Origin of the sequence: Amycolatopsis saalfeldensis (assembly GCF_900110575.1) — a bacterium.
Classification (GTDB): Bacteria; Actinomycetota; Actinomycetes; order Mycobacteriales; family Pseudonocardiaceae; genus Amycolatopsis; species Amycolatopsis saalfeldensis.
On sequence record NZ_FOEF01000001.1, the window covers coordinates 532,289 to 559,241 of the forward strand.

At 70.5% G+C, this 26,953-nt stretch carries 22 protein-coding genes; 9 read left to right on the forward strand and 13 right to left on the reverse strand.

The genetic code is table 11. The annotated features are described in order from the left end of the window. Positions 1 to 49 precede the first annotated feature (49 nt). The 3 genes from BMY97_RS02445 to BMY97_RS02455 all read right to left on the reverse strand — a co-directional run bounded on the left by BMY97_RS02445 (position 50) and on the right by BMY97_RS02455 (position 6,410). On the reverse strand, positions 50 to 2,875 hold the full coding sequence (locus BMY97_RS02445; protein ID WP_091611764.1) for a type 1 periplasmic-binding domain-containing protein: 2,826 nt from the start codon (positions 2,873 to 2,875) through the stop codon (positions 50 to 52). 142 nt (positions 2,876 to 3,017) lie between these two features. Then, positions 3,018 to 5,189, reverse strand: a complete 2,172-nt coding sequence (locus BMY97_RS02450) for a 3-hydroxyacyl-CoA dehydrogenase NAD-binding domain-containing protein (RefSeq protein WP_091611767.1) — start codon at positions 5,187 to 5,189, stop codon at positions 3,018 to 3,020. A gap of 9 nt (positions 5,190 to 5,198) precedes the next feature. After that, positions 5,199 to 6,410: an acetyl-CoA C-acetyltransferase gene (locus BMY97_RS02455; RefSeq protein WP_091611770.1), complete on the reverse strand. Its 1,212-nt coding sequence runs from the start codon at positions 6,408 to 6,410 to the stop codon at positions 5,199 to 5,201. A gap of 174 nt (positions 6,411 to 6,584) precedes the next feature. Between BMY97_RS02455 and BMY97_RS02460 the strand changes: the two genes are divergently transcribed. Beyond that, positions 6,585 to 7,766 (forward strand): TetR/AcrR family transcriptional regulator, encoded by a 1,182-nt coding sequence (locus BMY97_RS02460; RefSeq protein WP_091611772.1) that lies wholly within the window; start codon positions 6,585 to 6,587, stop codon positions 7,764 to 7,766. A gap of 47 nt (positions 7,767 to 7,813) precedes the next feature. Further along, positions 7,814 to 9,022, forward strand: a complete 1,209-nt coding sequence (locus tag BMY97_RS02465; RefSeq protein ID WP_091611774.1) for a low temperature requirement protein A — start codon at positions 7,814 to 7,816, stop codon at positions 9,020 to 9,022. Here the strand turns inward: BMY97_RS02465 and BMY97_RS02470 are convergent. Next, positions 8,997 to 9,833 (reverse strand): helix-turn-helix transcriptional regulator, encoded by an 837-nt coding sequence (locus BMY97_RS02470; protein ID WP_091612856.1) that lies wholly within the window; start codon positions 9,831 to 9,833, stop codon positions 8,997 to 8,999. The genes BMY97_RS02465 and BMY97_RS02470 overlap by 26 nt on opposite strands. Positions 9,834 to 9,933: 100 nt before the next feature. Here BMY97_RS02470 and BMY97_RS02475 point away from each other — a divergent pair, with 100 nt between their 5' ends. The 3 genes from BMY97_RS02475 to BMY97_RS02485 all read left to right on the forward strand — a co-directional run bounded on the left by BMY97_RS02475 (position 9,934) and on the right by BMY97_RS02485 (position 13,427). Further along, positions 9,934 to 10,803, forward strand: coding sequence for an oxidoreductase (locus tag BMY97_RS02475; RefSeq protein WP_091611777.1), 870 nt, complete (start codon positions 9,934 to 9,936; stop codon positions 10,801 to 10,803). Between the two features lie 99 nt (positions 10,804 to 10,902). Continuing rightward, complete coding sequence (locus BMY97_RS02480) at positions 10,903 to 12,198, forward strand: acyl-CoA dehydrogenase family protein (RefSeq protein WP_091611779.1); 1,296 nt, start codon at positions 10,903 to 10,905, stop codon at positions 12,196 to 12,198. Between the two features lie 20 nt (positions 12,199 to 12,218). Then, on the forward strand, positions 12,219 to 13,427 hold the full coding sequence (locus tag BMY97_RS02485; protein WP_091611782.1) for an acyl-CoA dehydrogenase family protein: 1,209 nt from the start codon (positions 12,219 to 12,221) through the stop codon (positions 13,425 to 13,427). On the opposite strand, the gene BMY97_RS02490 is transcribed toward BMY97_RS02485, so the two are convergent. The 3 genes from BMY97_RS02490 to BMY97_RS02500 form a co-directional block, all read right to left on the reverse strand. Further along, positions 13,420 to 14,493, reverse strand: coding sequence for an alpha/beta fold hydrolase (locus BMY97_RS02490; RefSeq protein ID WP_091611784.1), 1,074 nt, complete (start codon positions 14,491 to 14,493; stop codon positions 13,420 to 13,422). The genes BMY97_RS02485 and BMY97_RS02490 overlap by 8 nt on opposite strands. A 115-nt stretch (positions 14,494 to 14,608) precedes the next feature. Further along, complete coding sequence (locus BMY97_RS02495; RefSeq protein ID WP_091611787.1) at positions 14,609 to 15,472, reverse strand: SDR family oxidoreductase; 864 nt, start codon at positions 15,470 to 15,472, stop codon at positions 14,609 to 14,611. A 90-nt stretch (positions 15,473 to 15,562) separates the two neighbouring features. Then, positions 15,563 to 16,075, reverse strand: coding sequence for a GNAT family N-acetyltransferase (locus BMY97_RS02500; protein ID WP_091611790.1), 513 nt, complete (start codon positions 16,073 to 16,075; stop codon positions 15,563 to 15,565). Positions 16,076 to 16,159: 84 nt separating this feature from the next. Here BMY97_RS02500 and BMY97_RS02505 point away from each other — a divergent pair, with 84 nt between their 5' ends. Continuing rightward, positions 16,160 to 16,672, forward strand: coding sequence for a phosphoribosyltransferase (locus tag BMY97_RS02505; RefSeq protein WP_091611793.1), 513 nt, complete (start codon positions 16,160 to 16,162; stop codon positions 16,670 to 16,672). Continuing rightward, the gene (locus BMY97_RS02510; protein ID WP_091611795.1) at positions 16,669 to 17,436 is read left to right on the forward strand and encodes a phosphotransferase; all 768 of its coding nucleotides are present in this window, start codon (positions 16,669 to 16,671) and stop codon (positions 17,434 to 17,436) included. The genes BMY97_RS02505 and BMY97_RS02510 overlap by 4 nt, the downstream gene beginning before the upstream one ends. A gap of 10 nt (positions 17,437 to 17,446) precedes the next feature. Here BMY97_RS02510 and BMY97_RS02515 read toward each other — a convergent pair whose 3' ends face one another. From BMY97_RS02515 to BMY97_RS02530, 4 genes are all read right to left on the reverse strand, one after another. Then, positions 17,447 to 18,601: an acyl-CoA dehydrogenase family protein gene (locus BMY97_RS02515; RefSeq protein ID WP_091611798.1), complete on the reverse strand. Its 1,155-nt coding sequence runs from the start codon at positions 18,599 to 18,601 to the stop codon at positions 17,447 to 17,449. Then, positions 18,598 to 20,583, reverse strand: a complete 1,986-nt coding sequence (locus BMY97_RS02520) for an acetyl/propionyl/methylcrotonyl-CoA carboxylase subunit alpha (protein ID WP_091612858.1) — start codon at positions 20,581 to 20,583, stop codon at positions 18,598 to 18,600. Before BMY97_RS02520 ends, BMY97_RS02515 begins: the two co-directional genes overlap by 4 nt. A 5-nt stretch (positions 20,584 to 20,588) precedes the next feature. After that, the gene (locus BMY97_RS02525) at positions 20,589 to 22,202 is read right to left on the reverse strand and encodes a carboxyl transferase domain-containing protein (protein ID WP_091611800.1); all 1,614 of its coding nucleotides are present in this window, start codon (positions 22,200 to 22,202) and stop codon (positions 20,589 to 20,591) included. A gap of 171 nt (positions 22,203 to 22,373) precedes the next feature. After that, positions 22,374 to 23,141, reverse strand: a complete 768-nt coding sequence (locus tag BMY97_RS02530; RefSeq protein WP_177231136.1) for an SGNH/GDSL hydrolase family protein — start codon at positions 23,139 to 23,141, stop codon at positions 22,374 to 22,376. Positions 23,142 to 23,337: 196 nt separating this feature from the next. Between BMY97_RS02530 and BMY97_RS02535 the strand changes: the two genes are divergently transcribed. Next, a complete protein-coding gene (locus tag BMY97_RS02535) occupies positions 23,338 to 23,928 on the forward strand; it encodes an SACE_7040 family transcriptional regulator (RefSeq protein ID WP_177231137.1) in 591 nt (196 codons plus the stop codon). A 54-nt stretch (positions 23,929 to 23,982) separates the two neighbouring features. After that, positions 23,983 to 24,480, forward strand: a complete 498-nt coding sequence (locus tag BMY97_RS02540) for a hypothetical protein (protein WP_177231138.1) — start codon at positions 23,983 to 23,985, stop codon at positions 24,478 to 24,480. A 14-nt stretch (positions 24,481 to 24,494) separates the two neighbouring features. Here BMY97_RS02540 and metX read toward each other — a convergent pair whose 3' ends face one another. Beyond that, complete coding sequence (gene metX, locus BMY97_RS02545; RefSeq protein WP_091611807.1) at positions 24,495 to 25,628, reverse strand: homoserine O-acetyltransferase MetX; 1,134 nt, start codon at positions 25,626 to 25,628, stop codon at positions 24,495 to 24,497. Further along, entirely contained in the window at positions 25,625 to 26,932 is a 1,308-nt protein-coding gene (locus BMY97_RS02550; RefSeq protein ID WP_091611810.1) for a bifunctional o-acetylhomoserine/o-acetylserine sulfhydrylase, read from the reverse strand. Before BMY97_RS02550 ends, metX begins: the two co-directional genes overlap by 4 nt. Positions 26,933 to 26,953: the final 21 nt, after the last annotated feature.

Consider the following 26,953-nt stretch of genomic DNA (forward strand, 5'->3'; position numbering starts at 1 on the left):
TAACCGCGTCCGGTGACTTCCCGGCGAACTCCGGTGGACAGAAAACAGGTCAGCCGTCCGTCGGGCACCACGGGTCCGGGGTGCGGCCGACGGACAGCCCGCAGAAGCCCTGCAAGGTCCGGACCACCTCACCGCCCTCGACGCGCAGGACCGCGACGGGCTTGTCCTCCGGCACGTTCCGGCTGATGTCGCCGCCGTAGTCGATGGTCCCGGTGACGCCCTCGATGTACTTGTTGGTCTGCTGCGGGTTCTCGCGCGAGGTGTGGATGGCGGTGATCTCGCGCCAGACCGCGCCGGGGGTGACCGGGATGTTCGACGACGTCTCGCGCAGGTACGCCGTGGCCGTGATCATCACCAGCGCGGCGTCGTAGGACAGCCCGGCGTGGCCGTCGTAAGAGCTGCCGCGCACGGTCCGTTCGAAGGGGAACAGCGTGGTGTTCAGCGTCGTGTAGAAGTCCCGCGCCAGTCCTTGCGGGTCGGTCGCCGGCTCGGTCGCGAAGGAGAGGTAGTAGTACGGCAGCGCCCGATTCTGCTCGCGCGCCACCTGGTCGGCGACGTAACGGCTCACGTCGTCGTCACCGATGATCGTCGCGGTGCTGCCGCACTGCGCGGCGCCGCCGGCGAAGTCGCCGAAGTCCGGCACTCCGCGACCGGCGAAGAAGACCAGGCCGTCGTACGAACAGGTGTCGCGCCCGGCCGCCGCGGCGTTGCCCACCAGACGGTCGCCGTAACGCTGGTGCGAAGGCGGCGCGACCTGTCCGCCGTCCGGTGCGAATGCCCGTGCCTCGACCGTGAACCCCTTGTCCTGGAACGACTTCACCATGTCGTCGCGCAGGTTGGTGCTGTAGCTGTCGGAGTCGTCGTCGGAGTAGTACACACGCAGCGTGCGCGGGCCCGGCCGCTGGCTCGCGAACGCCGCGGCGACGGCGGCCTCGCGCCGGTTCTGGGGCGCCACCTGGAAGTAGATGGGGTTCTGGTCGGCGAGGCCGTCGGCGCTCAGGGTGGACGCGACCACCGGGAGGCCGGCGTTGCCCAGCGCGCGGATGGTCGCCTGGGTCGGCTCGCTGCTCATGTCCAGCCCGACCACGCCGGCCAGGCTCTTGTCCTGCTCCGCCATCTGTTTCAGCTGCCCGGCGACGCGCACGCCCTCGCGCATCCCGGTCCCGCCGTTCGCGATCAGCATCCGCACGATCGGCTCGGACGTCGCCGTCGCGTTGAGCTGGCGCAGCTGCGCGACGGCGAAGCCCTCCAGCGACTCGCGCTCGGCGGTGAGACCTTCGGCGGTGCCGTTGGACGAGGTCAGGGCCTCGAAGTCGACCAGCGTGATGAACGGCCGTTCCCCGTGTTCCTCGTGCAGCTGCTCGGCCCGCCGGTTCTGGTCGGTGATCACCTGCTCGACCTGGCGGATCGTGTCGTCGGCCGGGTCGAACAGGGTGAACGTGCCGTCGGAGATGCCGACGCACTCGCTGCCGGTCCAGGTGAGCCACTCGCTGCTCGTGCCGCAGTGGCTCGCGCGGAAGTCCTCGTACCGCACCGCGACCAGGCTCCCGGCGAGGGCGAGGACCACCAGCGGCACGCCGATCCGCATCCACCGCGTCGCCCACCACGGTGGGCGGGATTCACGGCGGCGCAGCACATACGTGTCGCCGAGCGATTGCAGTTCCTTGCGTGCTTCGAGTTGCTGCTCGTGCGAGCCGACGTGGTCGAGGCCGATCGGCAGGTACCACGCGGCGGCGTCCCGGGCACGCCGGTCCTTGAGCAGTTCGTGCTGCCAGGCCCGGTACGCGCCGCCCGCGTCGGACGCGCGGCGCTTGGGCCGCAGCTCGCTCGGCGCCGCGTCCGGCGGCGGCGCGTGACTCGTGGCGACCACGAGCAGCGGGTCGAACAGGCCGGTCTGGTTGCGCACGTCGTTGATCAGCTTCAGCAGCCGGTAGCCGCCGTTCACGGTGCTCACGTGGTCGAGCAGCAGCACCGGGTAGGTCATCCGGCGGCGGCGCCAGAACCCCGCGGGGCGCAGCCGGTACCCGCGGCGGAGGTCTTCCAGGAACGCGTTCACCAGCAGCCGCCCGACGAACTCGGGTGACTCGCGCTGCCACTCGCCGTCGGTCAGCCGCAGCGCGAACCGCACGAAGCTGCCCGACATCTCCGGCGCCAGGTGCGGCTGGCGCAGGAACCAGCGGTACCGGCCGGACAGCCCCGGCACCCGCCCGGTGACGGCGAGCCGGAACGTCGCCATGGTCAGCAACCGCAGCAGCAGCAACGGAATCCGCCACGCGTCGTTTTGCGGCACCAGCTCCTGCCCGACGTTCTCGATGGCCGAGCGGAACCGCACCATCAGGCCGTTCTCCTGCAGCCGCCGCAACAGCGTCCGCTCCGGCTCGGGGTCGTGCCCGGCCAGCTTCTCGCCCATCAGCTGGACCACGAGCGTGAACAGCCCGAAGCGCAGCCCGGTGCCACGGGAACGCGGGCTGCGGAGCAGTTCGTTGCGCGCGTCCCACAGGATGTCCCGCACCGCCTCGACGCTGGCGGCGGTCGCGACGCCCTCGGTGTCGGTCGCCTTGCGCTGGTCGAGCGGCAGGTAGGCGTACCGGACGCTGCCGCTGGGCCGGGCGCTGCGCAGCCGGGCGCTGAACTCCTCCAGCACCCCCTCGCAGGAGTCCGACCGGACCAGGCACACCATCGGCAGCCCGCGCCGCCCCGCGCGTTCCTGCTGGTACCCGGGCTCCCACTCGACGTTCGCCTGATGCAGCGACCGGGGCAGATCCCCCATCCGCGGCCGCTGGTACAGCGCGCCGATGAGCTTCACCAGCTTCTCGCCGCCCCGGAAGGCGAGCGGATCGTGCTGGTGCTCCTGGGTGGCGGTGGTCTGGTCCATGAACCAGTTTCACATACCGGGACGGGGCGGGGTCCCGCAATTTTGCCGTCCCGCCAAGAGATCGCGGGCCACTGCCGTGGAATCCGCACGATGAAAAGGGGCCCTCTCCCGAATCCGGGAAAGGGCCCCTCGACGTCAGCGCTTATTCGTAGATCTCGCCCTTGGCGGCCTTGGCCACCAGCGACTCCGGCGGCGTGAAGTGGTCGCCGTAGCGGGCGGCCAGCTCACGGGACCGGTCGACGAAACCCTGCAGGCCACCGTCGTACTGGTTGATGTACTGGATGACCCCGCCGGTCCAGGCCGGGAAGCCGATGCCGAAGATCGAGCCGATGTTGGCGTCGGCGACGGAGGTCAGCACGCCCTCATCGAAGCACTTCACCGTTTCGAGGGCTTCGGCGAAGAGCATGCGCTCCTTGAGGTCCTCGAACGGGACGTCGCCGGCGCCGGCCTTGAACGCGTCGCGCAGGCCGGGCCAGAGGCCGGTGCGCTTGCCGTTCTCGTCGTACTCGTAGAAGCCAGCGCCGGTGGAGCGGCCCTTGCGGTCGTACTCCTCGACCATGCGGTCGATGACGGCCTCGGAGGCGTGCCCCTGCCACTTGCCGCCCGCGGCCTCGACCGCGGTCTTCGACTCGAGCCGGATCTTGCGCGGCAGCGTCAGGGTCAGCTCGTCCATCAGCTGCAGCGGCGGCGCCGGGTAGCCGGCCTGCGAACCCGCCTGCTCGATCGAGGCCGGCTCGACGCCCTCGCCCAGCGCGGCCACGGCCTCGTTGATGAACGTGCCGATCACGCGCGAGGTGAAGAAACCGCGGCTGTCGTTGACGACGATCGGGGTCTTCTTGATCTGCAGGGTGTAGTCGAAGGCCTTGGCCAGCGTCGCCGGCGAGGTCTTCTCCCCGCAGATGATCTCGACCAGCGGCATCTTGTCCACCGGCGAGAAGAAGTGGATCCCGATGAAGTCCTCCTGCCGCTGCACGCCCTCGGCGAGCGTGGTGATCGGCAGGGTGGAGGTGTTGGAACCCAGCACCGCGTCGGCGTTGACGATGCCCTCGATCTCGCCGAACACCTTGTGCTTCAGCTCGACGCTCTCGAACACGGCCTCGATCACGAAGTCGACGCCCGCGAAGTCGGCCGCGTCGGCGGTCGGCTTGATCTTGGCGAGCAGCGCGTCGGACTTCTCCTGCGTGGTCTTGCCGCGCGAGAGGGCCTTCTCCTCGATCTTGGCGGCGTAGCCCTTGCCGCGGTCCGCGGCTTCCTGGCTGACGTCCTTGAGCACGACGTCGATCCCGGCTTTCGCTGACACGTAAGCGATCGCGGCGCCCATCATCCCGGCGCCGAGCACCCCGACCTTGCGCGTGGTGTACTTCTCGAAGCCGTCCGGACGCGAGCCGCCCGAGTTGATCGTCTGCAGGTCGAAGAAGAACGCCTTGGTCATGTTCTTCGAGACCTGCCCGGTGGCCAGGTGCACGAAGTAGCGCGTCTCCACCGTGATCGCGGTGTCGAAGTCGACCTGCGCGCCCTCGATCGCCGCGGCCAGGATCGCCCGCGGCGCCGGCATCGGCGCGCCCTTGAGCTGCTTGCGCAGGTTCGCCGGGAACGCGGGCAGGTTCGCCGCGAAGCTCGGGTTCGACGGGGTGCCGCCCGGGATCTTGTACCCCTTGACGTCCCACGGCTGCACGCCGCCTTCGGGGTTCGCCTTGATCCACGCCTTGGCGGCGGGCACCAGCTCCTCGACGGTGTCCACGACCTCGTGCACCAGGCCCAGCTCCAGCGCCTTGCGCGGACGGTGGCGCTGGCCCTGCAGCAGCACGTTCAGCAGCGCGCTCTGGATGCCGAGCAGCCGCACGGTGCGGACCACGCCGCCACCGCCGGGCAGCAGGCCCAGCGTGACCTCGGGCAGGCCGATCTGGCTGCCCTTGGCGTCGGCCGCGATGCGGTGGTGCGTGGCGAGCGCGATCTCGAGACCGCCGCCGAGCGCGGCGCCGTTGATGGCCGCGACCACCGGCTTGCCCAGCTGCTCGATGCGCCGCATCTGGCTCTTCATCTGCGTGCTGGACGCGGTGAACTCGGCCGCGTGCTCCGGCTTCGCCTGGATCAGGTCGTTCAGGTCGCCGCCGGCGAAGAAGGTCTTCTTCGCCGAGGTGATGACCACACCGGCGATGTCGTCCTTCTCCGCCTCCAGCCGGTCGACGGTCACGCCGAGCGACTCGCGGAAGTCGGCGTTCATCGTGTTCGCCGACTGGTTCGGGTCGTCGAGGGTCAGCGTGACGATGCCGTCGGCATCCTTGTCCCAGCGGATGGTCTTGCTCTCAGCCATTTGTGGTCCTCACACCCGCTCGATGATGGTCGCGACGCCCATGCCGCCGCCGATGCACAGGGTCACCAGCGCGCGGCGCGCCTGGCGGCGTTCCAGCTCGTCGACCACCGTGCCGACCAGCATCGCGCCGGTGGCGCCGAGCGGGTGGCCCATGGCGATCGCGCCGCCGTTGACGTTCACCTTCTCGTCCGGCAGGTGCAGATCCTTCTGCCACTTGAGGACGACGGACGCGAACGCCTCGTTCAGCTCCCACAGGTCGATGTCGTCCGGGGTCAGGCCCGCGGTCTTGAGCACCTTCTCGGTGGCCGGCGTCGGGCCGGTCAGCATGATCGTCGGCTCGGAGCCGATCGACGCGGTGGCCACGATGCGCGCCCGCGGCGTCAGGCCGAAGGTCTTGCCCACGGCCTCGCTGCCGACGAGCACCAGCGCGGCGCCGTCGACGATGCCGGAGGAGTTGCCGCCCGTGTGGACGTGGTCGATCCGCTCGACCTGGTGGTACTTCTGCAGCGCGACGGCGTCGAAGCCGCCCATCTCGCCGATCGTGGTGAAGGCGGGCTTGAGCTTGCCGAGGCCCTCGACGGTGCTGCCCGGGCGGCGGTGCTCGTCGTGGTCGAGGATCGTGACGCCGTTGATGTCCTTGACCGGCACCACGGACTTCGCGAAGTAGCCGCCGGACCAGGCCGCTTCGGCCTTCCCCTGCGAGCGCACGGCGAACCGGTCGACGTCCTCGCGGGAGAAGCCCTCCATGGTCGCGATCAGGTCGGCGCCGATGCCCTGCGGGGCGATGTAGTGGTCGTACGCGGTGGCCGGGTCCATGAACAGCGCGCCGCCGTCGGAGCCCATCGGCACCCGCGACATCGACTCGACACCGCCGGCGATGATCAGGTTGTCCCAGCCCGAGCGCACCTTCTGCGCCGCGGTGTTGGTGGCCTCCAGGCCGGACGCGCAGAACCGGTTGAGCTGGACGCCCGCGACCGTCTGCGGCAGGCCGGAGACCAGCGCCGCCGTGCGCGCGATGTCGGCGCCCTGCTCGCCCACCGGGGAGACGACGCCGAGCACGATGTCGTCGATCGCCGCGGGGTCGAGGTTCGGGTGGCGGACCTTGAGCTCTTCGATCAGGCCGGCCACCAGGTCGACCGGCTTGGTGCCGTGCAGCGCACCGCCCTTGTTCTTGCCCCGAGGCGTGCGAATCGCCTCGTAGATGTAGGCCTCGCTACTCACTGAACACTCCTCCGCGCAGGGCGTCTGGATGGACACTTCTTTGGATCAGCCGACGTGCACCGGCACCCGCCAGCATACCTGTCAGTAGTGCTAATGCTGATTAACATATGCCCTCGGAACCCGATGGTGTCAATGGGTTGCCAGTGTTCCGGTTCGCGCTATGGTCGGTTCACCATGAGTACCCAACCCGCCCGCGCGCCGCGGCCACGCGACCGCAAGGCCCAGCTCGCCGCGGTCGCCGCCGGGCTGTTCCGCGCCCGCGGCTTCCACGGGGTGGGGATCAACGACATCGCCGCCGCGGCGGGTGTCACCGGGCCCGCGCTGTACCGGCACTTCAGCGACAAGCAGGCGATCCTGGCCTACGTCGTGCTCAGCGGGATCGACGACATGGAGGCGGTCACCGCCGACGCGCTGACGGACTCCGTGCCGGCGTCCGCGCAGCTCGAGACCCTGCTCACGGGCTTGGCGGCGCAGGCCGTGGAACGCCGGGAGATCGCCGCGCTGTGGCGCTGGGAGGGCCCGCACCTGGCGCGAGAGGAGCGCCGGGAGATCCGCCGCCGCTCCGGCGCCGTGCTCGACGCGTGGACGAAAGCGGTGCTCACGACCCGGCCCGAGCTGCCCGCCGAAGAGGCCGAGCTGCTGTGCTGGGCGGCGCTGTCGGTGTTCGGCAGTGTGTCCGTGCACCACACCACCGTGGCCAGGAAACGCTTCATCGCGCTGCTCGTGGAGCTGGCGACGGCTGTGGTGGAAACCACACTCCCGTCGGGGGCCGCGGCCCCGCCCACAACCGTCGCGAGCCTCGGCACGCCGTCACGCCGTGAGCAGGTGCTGGCGGCCGCGACCGCGCTGTTCGCCGAACGCGGCTTCCACGCGGTCAGCATGGAGGACATCGGCGCGGCGGCGGGCATCGCCGGCCCGAGCGTCTACCGCCACTTCCCGAGCAAGGCCGCGCTGATGGTCGCCATCGGCCACCGCGCCGCCGACCGGCTCGCGCTGGCCGCCGAGCAGGCCCTCCAGGCCCCGGACGAGGCGACCGGCCTGCGCCGCCTGGCCGCGTCGTACGTCCACACGCTGCTGCACACGCCGGAGCTGCTGGTCTCCTTCACCGCCGACCGCGTCACCATGCCCGACCGCGACAAGGCCGACCTGCTGCGGGTCCAGCGCGACTACGTGGGCCAATGGCTCAGCCTGCTCACCGCCGTCCACCCCGGCCTGCCGGCGCGCGAGGCGAGGGTCCGCGTCCACGCGGCGCTCACGGTGGCCAACGACCTGAGCCGCACCCGCCGCGTCTCCGGGCGGCCCCACCTGCAGGCCGAGCTGACCGCGCTGCTGCACGCCGTCCTCGGTCTCGCCTGAACGCGGAAACCGCTCCCGATCACCGTTTTTCCGTGCAACGATGCCGCGTGCCCCCACGACAGCGACTGCACCTGGTCGGCGCGGACGAGGACCACCGCGTCTCAACCCTCGAGCTGTTCTTCGACCTCGTGTTCGTCTACGCGATCACGCAGACGACCCAGCTGATGGCCGACCACCTGAGCCCGCTCGGCGTCGCACAGGGGCTGATGGTGCTGGCGGTGCTGTGGTGGTGCTGGTGCAGCTACGCGTGGCTCGGCACGACGATCCACGTGGACCAGGGAGTCGCGCGGCTCGCGATGTTCGGCGCGATGGCCGTGATGTTCCTGGTGTCGCTCACCGTGCCCGAGGCGTTCACCGGCCCGCCGGGCGGGCTGGACGCGCCGCTGCTGTTCGTCGGCTGTTACGCGGTGGTGCGGCTGCTGCACGAAGTCGCGTATCTCGGCGCGGCGCGGCACGACCCGGAGCTGCGCCGGGTGCTGCTGCGGATGCTGCGCGGCCTGGTGCCGAGCATCGCGCTGCTGGCCGTGGCGACGTTCCTGCACGGGCCGTGGCAGCTCGTGGTCTGGGCGGTGGCGCTGTTCGCCGACTACCTCAACGTCTACCTGTCCGGCCCGGCCGGCTGGCGGCTGAACTCGCCGGCCCACTTCGCCGAGCGGTTCGGGCTGATCGTGATCATCGCGCTGGGCGAGTCGATCGTGGCGATCGGGATCGGCATCGGCGAGCTGCCGATGACCTGGCTCGTCGCGGGGTCGGCGATCTGCGGGATCGCGCTGGCGGCCGGGATGTGGTGGACGTACTTCGACGTCGTCGCCCACGCGGCGGAGCACCGGCTCACGCGCGCGACCGGGCTCGAACGCGCGAAGATCGCCACCGACTCCTACACCTTCCTGCACCTGCCGCTGATCGCCGGCGTGGTGCTCGTCGCGCTGGGGCTGAAGAAGTCGTTCCTGTACCTGGCCGACACCGTCCACTATGGACCGGGTGTGCCGCTGCACGGCGTGCCGCTCTGGGCGCTCACCGGCGGCCTCGCGCTGTACCTCGTGGCGGTCAGCTCACTGCGCCGCCGCAACCTCGGCAGCTGGAACCGCCAGCGACTGGTGCTGGCCGTGGTGCTGCTCGCGCTGACACCGCTGCTGGCACACGTGCCCGCGGCCGTGCTGGTGCTGATCGTGGCCGCCACCGTGCTCGCGCTGATCGCCTTCGAACGCACGCCGTGGGCGCGCCGTCCGGTCAGCGTCCCGCGAGCTGGCCGATGACCCCGAGCAGCGCCAGCTTTTCGTAGTCCTCGCTACCGGGGGTGGCCGTGAAGACGAGCAGCGCCTGGGCGAGGTCGTCGGTGTAGAGGAACTGGCAGTCCAGCTCGATGCCGCCCAGCTCCGGGTGGACGATCACCTTGCGCCGCGCGGGTTTCAGGCCCACCTCGTGCCGTTCCCACAGCTCGGCGAACTCGCTGCTCTCCTTCGACAGCCGCTGCACCAGCTCGGCGACGCGGGTGTCGCGGCCGGCCCGGGACGCCGTCGCGCGCAGGCCCGAGACGATTTCACGAGCGAACTTTTCGTGGTAGCTGTCGGGATAGATCGCGCGCTCGCCGGGATCGGTGAACCACCGGTAGACCGTGCTGCGGGTCAGCCCGGTGTACCCGCTGTGGTCGCCGAGCAGTGCGGCCGCGAGCCGGTTCTGCGCGAGCGTTTCGCCGAGGTCGGACAGCACCATCGCGGGCGTGTCCTCGAGCCGGTCGAGCACGCGCAGCAGCGCCGGGCTCACGTGGTCCGCCCGCGCCATCCGGGCCGGCGTGCCGTGGCCGGCCAGGCGGAACAGGTGGTCGCGCTCGTCGACCGTCAGCCGCAGCCCGCGCGCGATCGCGGCCAGCATCTGCTCCGACGGCTGCGGTCCGCGCTTCTGCTCCAGGCGGGTGTAGTAGTCGGTCGACATGCCGGACAGCGTCGCGATCTCCTCGCGGCGCAGGCCGCTGGTGCGCCGGCGCGGCCCTTTCGGCAGGCCGACGTCGGCGGGCTGCAGCGCCTCGCGGCGTCGGCGCAGGAAGTCGGCCATTCCGGGACGGTCCATGCCGTCCATTATCGGCGCCGGCCCGCGGGTAACCAGGGATCGCCGATCCCTGGTTACCCGGACTCTGCCCGCCGCACCGGCCCGGGGTCACACTCAGGGCATGACATCCGGACAGTGGAAACTCCCCGATCTCACCGGGCGGACGATGGTGGTCACGGGCGCGTCGAGCGGGCTCGGCGCGGTCACCGCGCGCGAACTGGCGCAGGCGGGCGCCCGCGTGGTGCTGGCCGTACGCGATGTGGCGAAGGGCGAGCGCGTCGCCGCGGGCATCCGTGGCAAGACCGAGGTGCGCGCGCTCGACCTCGCCGATCTCGCGTCGGTGCGCGCTTTCGCCGACTCGTGGACCGGAAAGCTCGACGTGCTGGTCAACAACGCCGGGATCATGGCCGTGCCACGCGGGAAAACGGCCGACGGCTTCGAGGACCACTTCGGCACCAACCACCTCGGCCCGTTCGCGCTGACGAACCTGCTGCTGCCGAGCATCACCGACCGCGTGGTCACCGTCTCGTCCGGGCTCGCGCGGATCGGCACTGTCCGGCTTGACGATCTGAACTGGGAGCGCCGCCGCTACCGGCCGATGCGCGCGTACGGCGCTTCGAAGCTCGCGAACCTGCTGTTCACGCTGGAGCTGCAACGCCGTCTCGCTGCTGCGGGCAGCTCCGTACGGGCGCTCGCCGCGCACCCCGGTGTCGCGGCGACTTCGCTGGATCAGCACCTTCGCGGACCGCTGCAGGCCGTCACGCGCTTCAGCTACCAGTTCATCGCACAGCGTGAAGCCGAGTACGGCGCGCTGCCGACGCTGTACGCGGTAGCCGAAGACCTGCCGGGCAACTCGTACGTGGGCCCCACCGGCCGTTCCGGCGCACGGCCTTCGCTCGAACGCAGGCGAAAGGCCGACAGCGACACCGACCTCGCGAAGCAGCTGTGGGACGTCTCGGCGCGGCTGACCGGCGTCAACCGGCACGAGTGAGGGACGGCACTGGCGCATCCGGGCAGCTCACGTTAACCTACTCGTGAGTAGGTAACGCGAGGGAGAGGCCATATGGCTGCGCCAAGGAAACGAGACGCGATGGGCTTCGGCCTGGCCGCGCTCACCCGGTTGGCCGGGAGCAGGGTGATCGGCAAGGCGGGGCTCCGCGAACCCGTGCAGAACCTGGTCAAGGCCGGGACCCGCACGGGGTTCCGGGCGGCGGGGGCGGCCACGAGGTCGTTCACCTCGGTGCAGCGGCTGGGCAAGCCCGCGCGACTCGCCCCCGCGTCCGGCGCGGGTTTGTTCGACCTGACCCCGAGCGAAGACCAACAGCTCATCGTCGAGACGGTGACCGAGTTCGCCGCCGAGCAGCTGCGGCCCGCCGCCGCGGACGCCGACGCTAAGCTCGAAGCCCCCGAAGGCCTGCTGACGCGCGCGGCCGAGCTGGGCATCAGCCTCGTCGGAATTCCCGAAGAACTCGGCGGCGTCGGCACCGAGCGTTCGGTGGTCACCAACGCACTGGTCGCCGAGGCCCTCGCGCACGGCGACCTGGGCCTGGCCGTGGCCGTGCTCGCGCCGTCGGCGGTCAGCACCGCGCTGGTGGCGTGGGGCGACGAGCAGCAGCAGGCCGACTACGTGCCCGCGTTCGCCGGCGAGCAGGTGCCCGCGGCCGCGCTGGCGCTACAGGAGCGCGCGCCGCTGTTCGACCCGTTCAAGCCGGCCACCAAGGCGAAGCGCACGCCGAAGGGCTATCAGCTCGACGGCGTGAAGTCGCTCGTGCCGCGCGCCGCGCAGGCCGAGCTGTTCATCGTGTCGGCCGACCTCGAAGGCCGTGGCCCGGCGTTGTTCATCGTCGAGTCTTCGAGCGCGGGCGTGTCGGTCGAGTCCGAACCGGCCATGGGCCTGCGCGGCGCCGCGACCGGGAAGCTGCGCCTGGAAAAGGTCGCGCTGTCCGCCGGCGCGCTGCTGGGCGGCGGCAAGGCGGACGTTTTCGCCGAGGTCGTGCGGCTGTCGCGGCTGGGCTGGGCGGCGCTCGCTGCCGGGACCGCGAAGGCCGTGCTCGATTACGTGGTGCCGTACGTGAACGAGCGCACGGCGTTCGGCGAGCCGATCAGCCATCGCCAGGCCGTGGCGTTCTCGGTGGCGGACATCGCGATCGAGCTGGAGGGCCTGCGGCTGGTGACGTTGCGCGCGGCCGCGCGGGCCGAGCAGGGCAAGCCGTACGCGCGGGAGGCCGCGCTGGCGCGCAAGCTGGCCGTGGACAAGGGCATGCAGATCGGCAACGCGGGGGTGCAGCTGCTCGGCGGGCACGGCTTCGTCAAGGAGCACCCGGTGGAGCGCTGGTACCGCGACCTGCGGGCGATCGGCGTCATGGAAGGCGCCGTCCTTCTCTAGGACTTTTCGAAAGGCAGCTCATGATCAACCTTGAGGTTCCGAAGAAGGCCGGCGCGCTGATCAACCAGGCGTACCAGGCCGCGGCCGAGGTGTTCCGGCCGATCTCGCGCAAGTACGACCGCGCCGAGCACACCTACCCGGCCGAGCTGGACATGTTCGCGGCGCTGCTCGACGGCCTCAACTCCTCCGGCGAGGGCGGCGCGGGCGCGGCGGGCGTACGACGGTCCGGTGCAGACACTGCGAAGGGAAACCGCAACGGCGCCAACCTGAACGTCGTCCTCGGCACGATCGAAATGTGCTGGGGCGACGTCGGCCTGCTGCTGTCGATGCCGCGTCAGGGCTTGGGAAACGCGGCCATCGGCTCGGTGGCGACGGACGAGCAGCTGGAGCGTTTCTCCGGCCTGTGGGCGGCCATGGCGATCACCGAGCCCGGCTGCGGCTCGGACTCCGCCGCGATCACCACCACCGCGGTCGAGGACGGCGAAGACTACATCCTGAACGGCGAGAAGATCTTCGTGACGTCCGGCCAGCGCGCCGACGCCGTGGTCGTCTGGGCCACTTTGGACAAGTCGAAGGGCCGCGCGGCGATCAAGAGTTTCGTCGTGGAGAAGGGCACCCCGGGCTTCGAGGTCGTGCGCGTGGAGCACAAACTCGGAATCCGCGCGTCCGACACGGCCGTCCTGCGCTTCGAAAACTGCCGAGTCCCGCGCGAAAACCTTTTGGGCACCCCGGAAATCGACACCGCGAAGGGCTTCGCGGGCGTCATGCAGACCTTCGACAACACCCGCCCCTTGGTCGCGGCCATGGCAATCGGCGTCGCGCGCGCGGCTTTGGAGGAGACGCGCACGATCCTGTCTTCCGCCGGGGTCACCATCGACTACGACCGCCCTTCGGTCACGCAACACGCCGCGGCCGCGGCGTTCTTGCAACTGGAGGCTGACTACGAGGCCGCGTATCTGCTGACCCTCGAATCCGCGTGGATGGCGGACAACCGTCAGCCGAACTCGCTGCAGGCCTCGATGGCGAAGGCCAAGGCGGGGCGGTCGGTCGTGGAGATCACTTTGAAGTGCGTCGAGCTGGCTGGGGTTTTCGGTTATACGGAAGAGTCTTTGCTCGAGAAGTGGGCTCGGGATGCGAAGATCTTGGACATTTTCGAGGGGACGCAGCAGATCCAGCAGCTCATCGTGGCTCGACGGGTGCTGGGGAAGACGTCCGCCCAGCTCAAGTAGTTTCTGGCGTACCGGAAATCCGGTCATCCAAGAACTCGTCCAGATACTTCCAAGTAGTCCCCCGCGCCCGCCGCCCCGTCAAAACCCCCAAATGCCCACCCGGAGCAGTCCTGAACCGGACCTCGGGCGCGTTGTCCAGCAGCTGCACCACCCGCTCCACCGAAGCCTGCGGCGCGATCGTGTCGTTTTCGCCCGCGACGACGAGGGTCGGGGCCTTCACGTCGGACAGGCTGATCACGCGGCCGTTCAGGTCGACGGTGCCCTCGGCTAGGTCGTTCGTGCGGAACAGGCGGTGGTACAGCTGACCGAAGGTGCGCCCGGGGTAGGCGTACATGTTGTCCATGAAGTGGTCCACGGCCTCGATCTGCGCCAAATAGTCGCGGTCGTCCAGGTTCTTCAGGATCGCCAGCGGCTTGGTGATCTCCTTGCTGATGCCGGTGGCGCGGAACACCCGCGTGACCAAATAGGACGGTGCGCCGCCGAAGGCGCGGTAGACCGGGGTGAGCAGGTGGCCGCCGGTGAGGTCCACCAGCGGGCGGAACGGCGCGACGATCGGGATGGCCGTGAAGTCCACCGGCGAGGCGATCGCGGTGATCGACTCGATCGGCAGGCCCGGCTGGTCGGCGTTCACCAGCATCGAGAAGATCCCGCCCAGCGACCACGAAACCAGGTGCACGCCCTGGCCGCCCGCGTTCTCGCTCACCTTGCGGATCGCGCGCGGCAGCACCTCGTCGATCCAGTGCTCGATGCCCAGGCGCCGGTCGGCGAACGCGACCGAGCCGTAGTCGACCAGGTACGTCGGCCGCCCGGCCTCCACCAGGTGCTCGATCAGGCTGCAACCGCGGCGCAGGTCGAAGCACAGCGCGGGCGCGGCCAGCGGCGGCACCAGCAGGATCGGCGGGCCGGAGACCTCGGACGCGCCGTGCGTCATCCGGTACACCGAGCGGTTGGGGCCCTGGTCGATCAGCACCCTGGGCATCGGGCGGAGGTCGGCGACACCACCACGCAGGACCTTGCCCACGACGTTCGAAGCCGCGGCGGCCAGCCGTGCCGATGGTGAAGCCATATCGTGCCTCCTGGAGCTCGTCTCCAGGCCAATCTTGCCGTGCCGGGCGGGGCGGCTTCAACCGCCACAGTTGCAAGCACCCGGCAAGCACGTCCATTTCGGACAGTGCCGCCGGTCACCGGCCCGAATCCGCCGCCGGTGCGCTGTGCGCGGCCCGCTCCTCGTACTCGGCGCGTTCCGGTGAGTGGGCCGCCGAGGCCAGCAGCTGGTCGCCCCCGAGGGTGCGGACGAACCACTCGCCGAACGCCCGCGGAAAGAGCCGGGTGAAGCGGCCCGTGAGGTCCAACGACTTCGGCACGAAGACGTCGAACCGCGGATACCGCAGCGCCTGCGCGATCGCCGCCGCCACGTCCTCGGGCCCCACGGACTTGATGAAGCGCGCCTCGCCCAGCCCGGCGGCCAGCTCCGTGCGCACCACCGCGGGCATCACGCAGGACACCAGCACCCCGGTCCCGCGCAGCTCCAGGTGCACCGCCTCGGACAGCCCGACCACGGCGTGCTTGGTCGCGCAATACGTGGCCGCGCCGGGAAAACCGGACTTTCCGGCCAGTGACGCGACGTTCACGATGTGCCCGGTCCCCCGCGGCCGCATCCGTTTCACGGCCTCGCGCGTGCCGTGCAGCACCGCGTGCAGGTTGATCTCCAACGTCCGCCGCGTGGTCGCGTCGTCCTCCTCGGCCAGCGGCGAGAGGGGCATGATGCCGGCGTTGTTGATCAGCACGTCGATCGGCCCCAGCCGGCGCTCGACCTCGTCGAGGAATCCGGTGAACGCCGCGGTGTCGGTGACGTCGAGCGGCAGGGCGAGCGCTTCCGCGTCCAGCTCGGCCGCCGTCTTCTCCGCGCGGGCCTGGTCGAGGTCGCCGATCGCGACGCGCGCGCCGAGCCGGCTCAGCGCCGACGCGGTACTGGCGCCGATGCCCTGCGCACCCCCCGTGATCACGATGACTTTCCCGGTGAGCGAGCGGGGCGGCCTGGCCATGGCGGGCTCCTCCTGCGTCTTCGGAGACGGAACACTATTGGCGTCGTGTCAATATGGTGCACGCACTTCGACGATAACGCCAGCCGTGGCTCAGTTCAGCCGCTGTTCGAGCACCTGCCCGAGCCAGCCGTTGACGTCGAACCGGACGGTCGGTTTGAAGCCCTGCCCCTCGTAGTAGCGCTGGAGGTCGCCGTCGCCGCCGGCCCAGCAGTCGACGCGGACCAGCTCGATGCCGCGCCGCTTCGCCTCGTCCAGCGCATACTCGATCAGCCGCGCGCCGACGCCGTGGCCGCCGAACCGCCGCGAGGTGATGAGCAGCCGGATGTACAGCTCGCGCTCACCGGCCTTCGGCACGTGCTCCGGGCATTCCTCGGCCACGATCAACGCGCCCGCGGCCACCCCGTCGACCTCGGCGATGCGCAGGCCGGGGTCCGCGGCCAGGACGCGCGCCTGCTCGATCCGCTTCGGCTGCGCGGACCACGGCTCGGCGCCCCACTGCCCGGAGCTGCCCCGCGCCACCAGCCACTCGACGGCCTCGTCGAAGAACCCGAGCAAGGTGTCCGCGTCGGCGTCCGCACCCGATCGGACGATGTAGTACCCCATGGAAGACGTTCTACCGCACGGTGTGGACCCATGTGCCGGAAAACCGGATGCCCGCGCGGCCCGGGCGCTGGTTGGGTGGGCGGTATGACCGACCACGCCGCCGATCTGGTCCGCGAACGGCTCCGTTGGATCGACGGCCACGCTGACGTGTGGTCGCTCTTCCGCGACCCGCCCACGCTGGCGGCGGTGGTCAAGGCACTCGCCGACCCGTACCGCGCCGAGGGTGTCACCGCGGTCTGCGGAGTCGAGTCCCGCGGCTTCCTGCTGGGCGGCGCGGTGGCGGTGGAACTCGGCGCCGGGTTCGTCGCCGTGCGGAAAGGCGGCCTGTTCCCCGGCTCGAAGATCAGCCGCTCGACCACCCCTGACTACCGTGGGCAGCGGCACCGCCTCCGTTTGCAGCGCGCCGCTCTCCGCCCGGACGATCGAGTCCTGTTCGTCGACGACTGGATCGAGACCGGCAGCCAGGCCACCACGGTGCGGACCATGGTCGAAGAGTGCGGCGCGACCTGGCTGGGCGGCAGCGTGATCGTCGACCAACTCGGCGACCCGGGTGTGCGGGGCCTCGTCACCGCGGACGAGCTGGGGACCGGGCCATGACCGGACTCGAGGAGGTCCCGCTCCCCGGCGGCAACATGAACACCGGGGTCGTGCGGGTCGGCGACACGGTGCGGCGACCGGCCGGCCCGTGGACACCCGCGGTGCACGCGCTGCTGGAACATCTCCATGGCACCGGTTTTCGCGGGGCCCCACGGCCACTCGGGCTGGACGGTCGAGGCCGCGAGGTACTCAGCTACGCCGAAGGACCCGTCGTCCATCCGGACCACGACGAAACGATGGAGCCCGACGCCGCGCTCACCCGCGTGGCCCGGCTGATCCGGGAGTTCCACGACGCCGTCGCGGGGTTCCGGCCGCCGCCGGACGCGCGGTGGCAGGTCGTGATCCCGGGTGACGGGGCCGAGATCATCGCCCACCACGACCTCGCGCCGTGGAACCTCGTTGCCGGAGCGGAGTGGGTGTTCATCGACTGGGACACCGCCGCGCCCGGGACCCGGATCTGGGACCTGGCCTACGCCGTGCCCGCTTTCGCGCCACTGCGACCGGGGACCCCGCAGGCCGAGGCGACCCGCCGCCTGCGGTTGTTCGCCGAAGCGTACGGCCTCGACCAAGCACAGCGCGAAAACCTCGCCCAGCTCATGGGACCGCGGGCCCGATCGATGTACACCCATCTCAAGACCCAAGCCGCACAAGGAAATCAGCCGTGGACGCGGCTGTGGCACGAGGGCCACGGCCGCGTCTGGCTGGCCGCCTCCGAATATCTCGACGCGCGCGCCGAGGGCTGGCGGACGGCGCTGCTGGCTTGATCAGCCGCGCTCAAGCCACCCCGAGGTGCCGCGCGATCAGCATCCGCTGCACCTCACTGGTGCCCTCGCCGATCTCCAGGATCTTGGCGTCACGGTAGAAGCGGCCGACCGGGAACTCGTTCATGAAGCCGTAGCCGCCGAAGATCTGGGTGGCGTCGCGGGCGTTGTCCATGGCTGCGTTGGAGGCGACGAGTTTTGCGATCGAGGCTTCCTTCTTGAACGGCTCGCCGCGCAGCATCTTCGACGCCGCCTGGTAGTACGCCAGGCGCGCGGTGTGGGCGCGGACCTCCATGTCCGCGATCTTGAACTGGATCGCCTGGTATTCGCCGATGCGGTGGCCGAACGCGACGCGGTCCTTGGCGTACTTCAGGCACTCGTCGACGCAGCCCTGGGCCAGGCCCACGCTCACCGCGGCGATCGCGACGCGGCCTTCGTCCAAAATGGACAGGAACTGGGCGTACCCGCGACCCCGCGTGCCGACCAGGTTCGAGGCCGGGACCCGGACGTCCGAAAAGGACAGTTCGTGGGTGTCCGAGCAGTTCCAGCCGACCTTCGAGTACCTGCGCGCCACCGCGAAGCCCGGGGTGCCGGCCGGGACGATGATCGCGGAGATCTCCTTGCGCCCGTTCTCCATCACGTCGGTGACGGCCGTGACGGTGACCAGCCGGGTGATGTCGGTGCCGGAGTTGGTGATGAACGCCTTGCTGCCGTTGATCAGCCAGTCTTCGCCGTCGAGCTTGGCGCGCGTGCGCGTAGCGCCGGCGTCCGAGCCGCCGCCCGGTTCGGTCAGGCCGAAGCCGCCCAGTGCCTCGCCCGTGCACAACGCGGGCAGCCAGGTTTCCTTCTGCTCCTGCGTGCCGAAGCGGTAGATCGGCATCGCCCCGAGCGAAACGCCCGCCTCGAGCGTGATGGCCACCGACGAGTCGACCCTGGCCAGCTCCTCCAGCGCCAGGCAGAGCGCGAAGTAGTCACCGCCCATGCCGCCGAACTCCTCGGCGAAGGGCAGGCCGAACAGGCCCATCTCGCCCATCTTGGCCACGATCTCGTACGGGAACTCCTCCTTCTCGTACATCGGGCCGATCACCGGCGCGACCTCCGCGTGGGCGAAGTCCTCGACCGTCTTGCGGAGTGATTCGTACTCTTCGTCCAGGCGGAAGTCGATCACTGCTTCTCCTCGGTCGGGCTGATCACAGCCAGCGTCTCGTCCAGCGCGACCTGCTGGCCCGCGCGGACGGAAAGCTCACTCACCACACCGTCGATCGGCGCGGTCACGGTGTGCTCCATCTTCATCGCCTCGACGATCAGCAACGGCGTGCCCGCGCTGACCTCCTCGCCGGCGGCGACCTTCACCACGAGCACGGTGCCCGGCATCGGACTGGTGACCGGCCCGGCGCCCGCGGCTTCCCCGCGCGCCGAAAGCCGCACTTCCTGATCCGCGAACGCGAAGCTGCGGCCCGCACCGGCCAGCCAGACTGTCCTTTCCGGACCTGAGGCGTGACGGTAGCGCAGGAATCCCTGCGTCTGGCGGACTTCCAGCAGATCGCCGTCGCGGCGGGCCGAGACCCGCACCGGCTCGGAGTCGTCCACCTTCACCGTGGCGTCGGCCGGAGTGCCTTCGACGCGGACGACCGCCTGCGTCGCGCCACAGCGCAGCCGGAACGTCACGCCGCCGGTGGCACCGAGGCGCCAGCCAGTCGGCACGTCCCAAGGGTCCACAGTGGACCCGGAAGGCTGCAGCGACAGCAGCCGGTCCATCGCCGCGGCCACGAAGAATTCAGCCGGCACGTCGGCGGAGACCAGCTCGTCCAGCCGCCGGTCCACGAGCTCCGTGTCGAGCCGGCCCGCGCGGACGTCCTCGTCGGCCAGCAGACCGCGCAGGAACGCCACATTCGTGCCCACGCCCAGCAACGCGGTGTCGGCCAGCGCGAGGTCCAGCTTGCGCAGCGCCGACGCGCGGTCCGGGCCGTACGCGATGACCTTGGCCAGCATCGGGTCGTAGTTCGAGCCGATCACGGCGCCTTCGGTCATCCACGAGTCGACGCGCACGCCCTCACCCGAGGGCTCGTGGACGGCCAGCACCGTGCCGCCGGTCGGGATGAACCCGCGCGCCGGATCCTCGGCGTACACCCGGGCTTCGATGGCGTGACCTTCGAGGTGAACGTCTTCCTGACGCAGCGTCAGCGGCTCGCCCGCGGCGATCCGGACCTGCCACGAGACGAGGTCGAGTCCGGTCACCATCTCCGTGACCGGGTGCTCGACCTGCAGCCGGGTGTTCATCTCCATGAAGAAGAACTCGTCCGGATCGTGCGCCGACAGGATGAACTCGACGGTGCCCGCGCCGACGTAGCCCACGGACCGCGCGGCCTCGGCGGCAGCCGAACCCATCTTCGCGCGCTGAGCCTCGTCGAGCAGCACCGAAGGCGCCTCCTCGATGATCTTCTGGTGCCGACGCTGCAAGCTGCACTCGCGCTCGCCGAGGTGCAGCACGGTCCCGTGCGCGTCGGCCAGCACCTGGATCTCGATGTGCCGCGGGGTGGTGACGAAACGCTCCATCAACAGCGTGTCGTCGCCGAACGAGCCCTTGGCCTCGCGCCGCGCGGACTCGATCGCAGCGTCCAGTTCGGACTCCTCGTGCACCAGCCGCATGCCCTTGCCGCCGCCGCCTGCAGAGGGCTTGAGCAGCAGCGGGTACCCGACTTTCGCGGCCGCTTCGGCGAAGCCGCCCTCGGGAATGTCCAAATCGGACGCTCCCGGCACGACCGGGACGCCGGCCGCGGACACCGTCGCCTTGGCGTGGATCTTGTCGCCCATCGCGTCGATCGCGCTCGGCGGCGGCCCGATGAAGACCAGGCCGGCCTCCTCGCAGGCCCGGGCGAACCCGGCGTTCTCGGCCAGGAAGCCGTACCCCGGGTGCACGGCCTGCGCCCCGGTGTCCAGCGCCGCCCGCACGATGGCCGGAATCGACAAATAGCTTTTCGCCGCTTCGGCCGGGCCGATGCGGACCGCGGTGTCCGCCTCACGCACGTGCTTCGCGTCGGCGTCCGCGTCGCTGTACACCGCGACCGAACGGACGCCGAGCGCACGCAGCGACCGGATGACCCGGACCGCGATCTCCCCGCGGTTGGCGACCAAAACAGTGCTGAACACGCTCATCACATCCGGAAGACGCCGTAGTTGACCTCGGGCAGGGGCGCGTTGGCCGCGGCCGACAGCGCGAGCCCGAGCACCGTGCGGGTGTCCGCCGGGTCGATCACCCCGTCGTCCCACAGCCTCGCGGTCGAGTAGTACGGGCTGCCCTGTGCCTCGTACTGCTCGCGAATCGGGTCCTTGAAGGTCTCCTCGTCCTCAGTGGACCACTCGCCGCCGCGGGCCTCGATCGAGTCACGGCGGACCGTGGAGAGCACCGAGGCCGCCTGTTCCCCGCCCATCACGGAGATCCGCGCGTTGGGCCACATCCACAGGAACCGCGGCGAGTACGCCCGGCCGCACATCGAGTAGTTCCCGGCGCCGAACGAGCCGCCGATGATCACGGTGAACTTCGGCACCCGCGCGCAGGCGACGGCGGTGACCATCTTGGCGCCGTGCTTGGCGATGCCGCCCGCCTCGTACGCCTTGCCGACCATGAAGCCGGTGATGTTCTGCAGGAACACCAACGGGATCGAACGGCGGTCGCACAGCTCGATGAAGTGCGCGCCCTTCATCGCCGACTCGGCGAACAGCACGCCGTTGTTCGCGATGATGCCGACCGGGTGACCGTGGATGTGCGCGAAGCCGGTGACCAGCGTCGAGCCGTACTCCTTCTTGAACTCAGCGAACCGGCTGCCGTCGGTGATGCGGGCGATCACCTCGCGGACGTCGTACGGCGTGCGCGGGTCGGTCGGCACCACGCCGTACAGCTCGCGCGGGTCGACGGCCGGCTCCTCGGTCGGCAGCACGTCCCACGGCCGCGGCGTGCGCGGGCCGAGAGTGGAGACGATGGAGCGGACGATGCGCAGCGCGTGCGCGTCGTCGTCCGCCAGGTGGTCGGTGACGCCGGACTGGCGCGAGTGCACGTCGCCGCCGCCCAGCTCCTCGGCCGTGACGACCTCGCCGGTCGCGGCCTTCACCAGCGGCGGGCCGCCGAGGAAGATCGTGCCCTGGTTGCGCACGATCACCGCTTCGTCGCTCATGGCGGGCACGTACGCGCCGCCCGCGGTGCACGAGCCGAGCACGGCGGCGATCTGCGGGATGCCCCGCGCGGACATGGTGGCCTGGTTGTAGAAGATGCGGCCGAAGTGCTCACGGTCGGGGAACACGTCGTCCTGGCGCGGCAGGAACGCGCCGCCCGAGTCGACCAGGTAGATGCAGGGCAGGTTGTTGTGCAGCGCCACTTCCTGGGCGCGCAGGTGCTTCTTGACCGTCAGCGGGTAGTAGGTGCCGCCCTTGACGGTGGCGTCGTTGGCCACGATCACGCACTCGCGGCCGGACACCCGCCCGATGCCGGTGATCACGCCGGCGGACGGGGCCTCGTCGTCGTACAGCCCGTTCGCGGCCAGCGGTGAAAGCTCGAGGAACGGCGAACCCGGGTCGAGCAGCGTGTCCACGCGGTCGCGCGGCAGGAGCTTCCCCCGCTCGACGTGCCGCGCGCGCGACTTCTCGGGCCCGCCGAGGCGGGCGGTGGCGAGCCGCTTGCGCAGGTCCTCCACCAGCTCGGCGTGCGAGGTGACGCTGCGGGCGAACGGATCGCTGTGCGGGTCGGCGGAGCTGCTCAGTACCGGCGTGTCCATGGACTCCCCGTCGCGAGGTTAGCGGTCGTTAACTTCGCCGTCGATGTTAGCGACCGCTAACCGGGGTGTCCAGCGGGGCCCCCTGTGATCCGGGCCCGGGCGGCAATAGGCCCGTGGGCGGCGGTGCCGGTTGGCACCACCGCCCACGGGCCTGGGAATTACCCGCCGAGATCAGCCGATCGCGGAGGTCAGCGGGGTGTAGTAGCCGCCGCGCTGGCCGGCCGCCGTCGGGTGGTACGACTCGTCCACCGGGAAGGTGAGGCTGTGCAGGTAGTCGCTGGCCGAGGAGCAGATGTTGTGCCCGTCGAACGCCGACCGGACGTCCACGAACTGGGCACCGGCCGCCGAGGCCCGAGCGGAGATCACGCCGGCGATGGTGTCCGCGCCGGAGTTGATCGCGGACCGCTTGGTGTCGCTCAGGCCGACGCTGCAGGAACCCGGCACCGTGTAGAAGCGCGGGTAGGACAGCACCACGAGCTTGGAGCTGGGCGCCTTCGCCTTGACCGCCGCGTACACCTTGTCCAGCAGGCCCGGGAGGGTGTTCTGGACGTAGGCCTTCGCGGTGTTCACCCGGTCGACGCAGGTCTGGTCGCTGTTGAGGGTGCAGGTGGTGATCACGTCGGTGAAGCCGGCGTCGTTGCCGCCGACGGTCACCGTGACCAGACCGGCGCTGGACGGCATCGACCCGATCTGGGTCAGCACGTCACCCGTCTTCGCACCGGAGCAGGCGAGGAAGGTGAACGTGGTGCCGCTGTGGGCGTTGGCGTACAGCTGGCCGTACGCGTTGGCGCTGCGCTTGCAGGCACCGGAACTGCCGTAGTCCCCGGCGCCGACTCCCGAGGAGTAGGAGTCGCCGAGGGCCACGTAACTGGTGGCCGCGCCGGCGGTGCCGGTGAAGCCGAGGCAAACGAGCAGAGCGACCCCCAGGGCCGCGCACATCCGTTGGAGGTTTCGAGTGATGGAACGGGCGGGAACAGCCATGGGTCACTCCTGTCGTGACGGCTCAACGACGTAAAGCAATACCAGGTGGCTTCCCCACTGGACACCCTTAAGATTGCCCTTGCCGCCACTTGGCCCAGGCCGGAAGTCGGACCGGAGGTTAGCGCTCGCTAACCGGCGGTCCTACTATGGCCGGATGCCGGCGAACCCCACCCCACTCGTGACTGGCGAGAAGGCGAACAGGCGTGAACAGATCATGGCCGCCGCCGCCGAGCTGTTCGCCCACCACGGCTTCCACGGCGTCGGCATCGACGACATCGGCGCCGCGGTGGGCATCTCGGGCCCCGCGCTGTACCGCCACTTCCGCAGCAAGGACGCCATCCTCGGCGAGATGCTGAACTCGATCAGCCACTACCTGCTCGACGGCGGCACCCAGCGCGCGGCGATCGGGGGCTCCGCCGGGGAGCTGCTGGCCGCGCTCGTGCGGTTCCACGTGGACTTCGCGCTCGATCACCCGGCGCTGATCACGGTCCAGGAGCGGAACCTGGCAAATCTCACCGACAGTGACCGGAAACAGGTGCGGGCGCTGCAACGCCAGTACGTCGAGGTCTGGGTGCGGGCGATCCGTGACGCCGTCCCGGGGCTCGAGGAGCGAGAGGCGCGGTCAGCGGCGCACGCGGTTTTCGGCTTGATCAATTCGACGCCGTACAACCGCCATCTCGGTGACGGCGAGCTCGCCGACCTGCTCTGCCGGCTCGCGCTGGGCGCACTTTCGGCGGCCGGCTGATCGGCCGGATTCGGGGTATCCCCACGGATGCCGGTGCTGGTGTTTGATAGGCACGTGACCCCGGACCGGAGCGAGGACGAGCAGCGGCTCGTCGAGAAGGCGCAACGCGCGCTCGTCGCCATCAGCCTCGGCGAAGACGCCGAAGCGCTCGACGAGGTCACGCCGTCTTCCGAGGAGCCGAAGGAGCGCTCCGACGAGACGAAAGCGCTGATGCTGCTGCTGTTCGGCGAGTGCAGCACGATGGTGTCCACGCTGGGTGACGGCGGCACGGCGCCGGTGAAGGTCCAGGTCTTCGACGAGGACGGCGAAGAGGTTTCCATCGACCAGGCCGACCCGCCGGTGCGCACCGCGGTCCGCACGCTGCTCGCCGAGGTCCACGGCAACACCGCCGCCGCGCAGGAACAGGTCGAGATCGCGCTCGCCAACGCCGCGCCGAACGAGGTCGACAGCCTGGTCCTGCAGGCCCTGCGCTGGACGATCCGGCTCTCGGTCGAGTGCCTGGAGCGGGACCTGCCGGTCGCGGACTGGATCTCGGACGCCGTCGACGGCTGAGGCCCCCGGCGGAGTCAGCCCAGCAGCGACTTCACCAGCGCGCCGATCTGGCCGCTCTCGATCAGGAACGAATCGTGGCCGTACGGCGACGAAACCACCGCGGACTCGCCGCCGACCGCGCCGGCGATCTCCGCGGACTGGTACAGCGGGTAGAGCCGGTCGCTGTCGACGCCGGCGACCACGGTCCGGGCGGTGACCTGCGCCAGCGCCGCCGCGACCCCGCCGCGGTCCCGGCCGATGTCGTGGGTGTTCATCGATTCCGTGAGCACCACGTACGAACCCGCGTCGAAGCGCGCGGCCAGCTTCTCCGCGTGGTGGTCCAAATAGGACTCGACGGCGAACCGACCGCCGCGCAACGGGTCTTCGTCGTCCTGATGGCGGCGGCCGAAGCGCTGGGCCAGCTCGGGCTCACTGCGGTAGGTCACGTGCGCGATCCGCCGGGCGACGCCGAGACCGCGGTGCGGGCCTTCGCCGTCGGGACGGCCGTAGTAGTCCCCGCCGTGCCAGCCCGAATCCGAGCGGATGGCGTGCAGCTGCGGCGCGGCCCAGGCGATCTGCTCGGCCGACGCCCGCGCCGTGGACGCCAGCACCAGCACCGAATCCACCCGATCGGGCGCGGAAACGGCCCATTCGAGCGCCCGCATCCCGCCCATCGAACCGCCCGCGACGGCCGCCCAGCGGTAGACGCCGAGCGCGTCCGCGAGCGCTTCTTCGGTGCGCACCTGGTCCCGCGCCGTCACGGCGGGGAACCGGCTGCCGTACGGCCGCCCGTCTTCAGCGTCGGAAGCCGGGCCGGTCGAGCCCTGGCAGCCACCGAGCACATTCGGGACCACCACGAACAGTTCATCGGTGTCGAAGGCCTTGCCGGGCCCGATCAGCCCGTCCCACCAGCCCGCGCTGGGGTGGCCCGGCTCGGCGGGGCCGGCCGCGTGGCTGTCGCCGGTGAGGGCGTGCTCGACGAGGACGGCGTTGGAGCCGTCGGAGTTCAGCGTCCCCCACGTCTCGTACGCGAGGGTGTACGACGGCAGCGAGCCACCGGCCTCCAGCGCGAGCGCGCCGGGGCCGGTGAACCACTTTCGCCGGCCGGGTGGGTCACCCGGCCGCCATGCTCCGGTGACCGGCGGGAGACCGGCGCCGGAATCCGTCACTGCGCCGCCTTGGCGGCCCGGAAGCCCGCCTCGAGGTCCGCCTTCAGGTCTTCGAGGCCTTCCAGTCCCACGGCCAGCCGCACCAGGCCCGGCGTGACGCCGCTGGTCAGCTGCTCCTCGGGGCTCAGCTGGCTGTGCGTGGTGGACGCCGGGTGCACGATCAGGCTGCGCACGTCGCCGATGTTCACCAGCTGGCTGTGCAGCTCCGTGCCGTCGACGAACTTGCGGCCCGCCTCGACACCGCCGCGAAGGTCGAACGACAGCACCGCGCCCGCGCCACGCGGCAGGTACTTCTGCGCGGCGGAGTAGAACGGGCTCGACGGCAGGCCGGCGTAGTAGACCTTCTCGACCTCGTCGCGCTGCTCCAGCCACTCGGCCAGCGCCTGCGCGTTGGACACGTGCCGCTCCAGCCGCAGCGAAAGCGTCTCGATGCCTTGCAGGATAAGGAAACTGTTCAACGGCGAGATGGCCGCGCCGGTGTCGCGCAGGATCTGCACTCGCGCCTTCGCCGCGTACGCACCAGGGCCGAGCGCCTCCCAGTACTTGAGGCCGTGGTAGCTCGGGTCCGCCTCGTTGAAACCCGGGAACCTCGCCGGGTCCTGGCCGAAGTCGAACGTGCCGCCGTCGACCAGCACCCCGGCGACGGTGGTGCCGTGGCCGCCCAGGTACTTGGTCGCGGAGTGCACGACGACGTCCGCGCCGTGCTCGATCGGGCGCAGCAGGTACGGCGTGGGCACGGTGTTGTCCACGACCAGCGGCACCCCGGCCTCGTGCGCGACGTCAGCGACCGCGCGGACGTCCAGCACGTTGCTGCCCGGGTTCGCCAGCGTCTCGGCGAAGAACAGCTTGGTGTTGGGCCGGACCGCGGCGCGCCACTGCTCGAGGTCGTCCTGGTCGTCGACGAACGTGACCTCGATGCCGAGCTTCGGCAGCGTGTAGTGGAACAGGTTGTAGGTGCCGCCGTAGAGCGAAGGGCTGGAGACGAAGTGGTCACCGGCGCCGGCCAGGTTGAGGATCGCCGCGGTCGTGGCGGCGGAACCGGAGGCGAACGCGAGCGCCGCGACCCCGCCTTCGAGCGCGGCGAGGCGCTGCTCCAGCACGTCCTGCGTCGGGTTCATGATGCGGGTGTAGATGTTGCCCGGCTCGGCCAGGCTGAACAGGTCGGCGCCGTGCTGGCTGTCGCGGAAGACGTACGACGTCGTCTGGTAGATCGGCGTCGCGCGGGCCCCGGTCGTGGGATCCGGCGCCGCGCCCGCGTGGATCTGCTTGGTCTCGAAGGACCAGGCCGAGGTGTCTTCCGGCATCGACTTCTCCTTGCGGCTCAA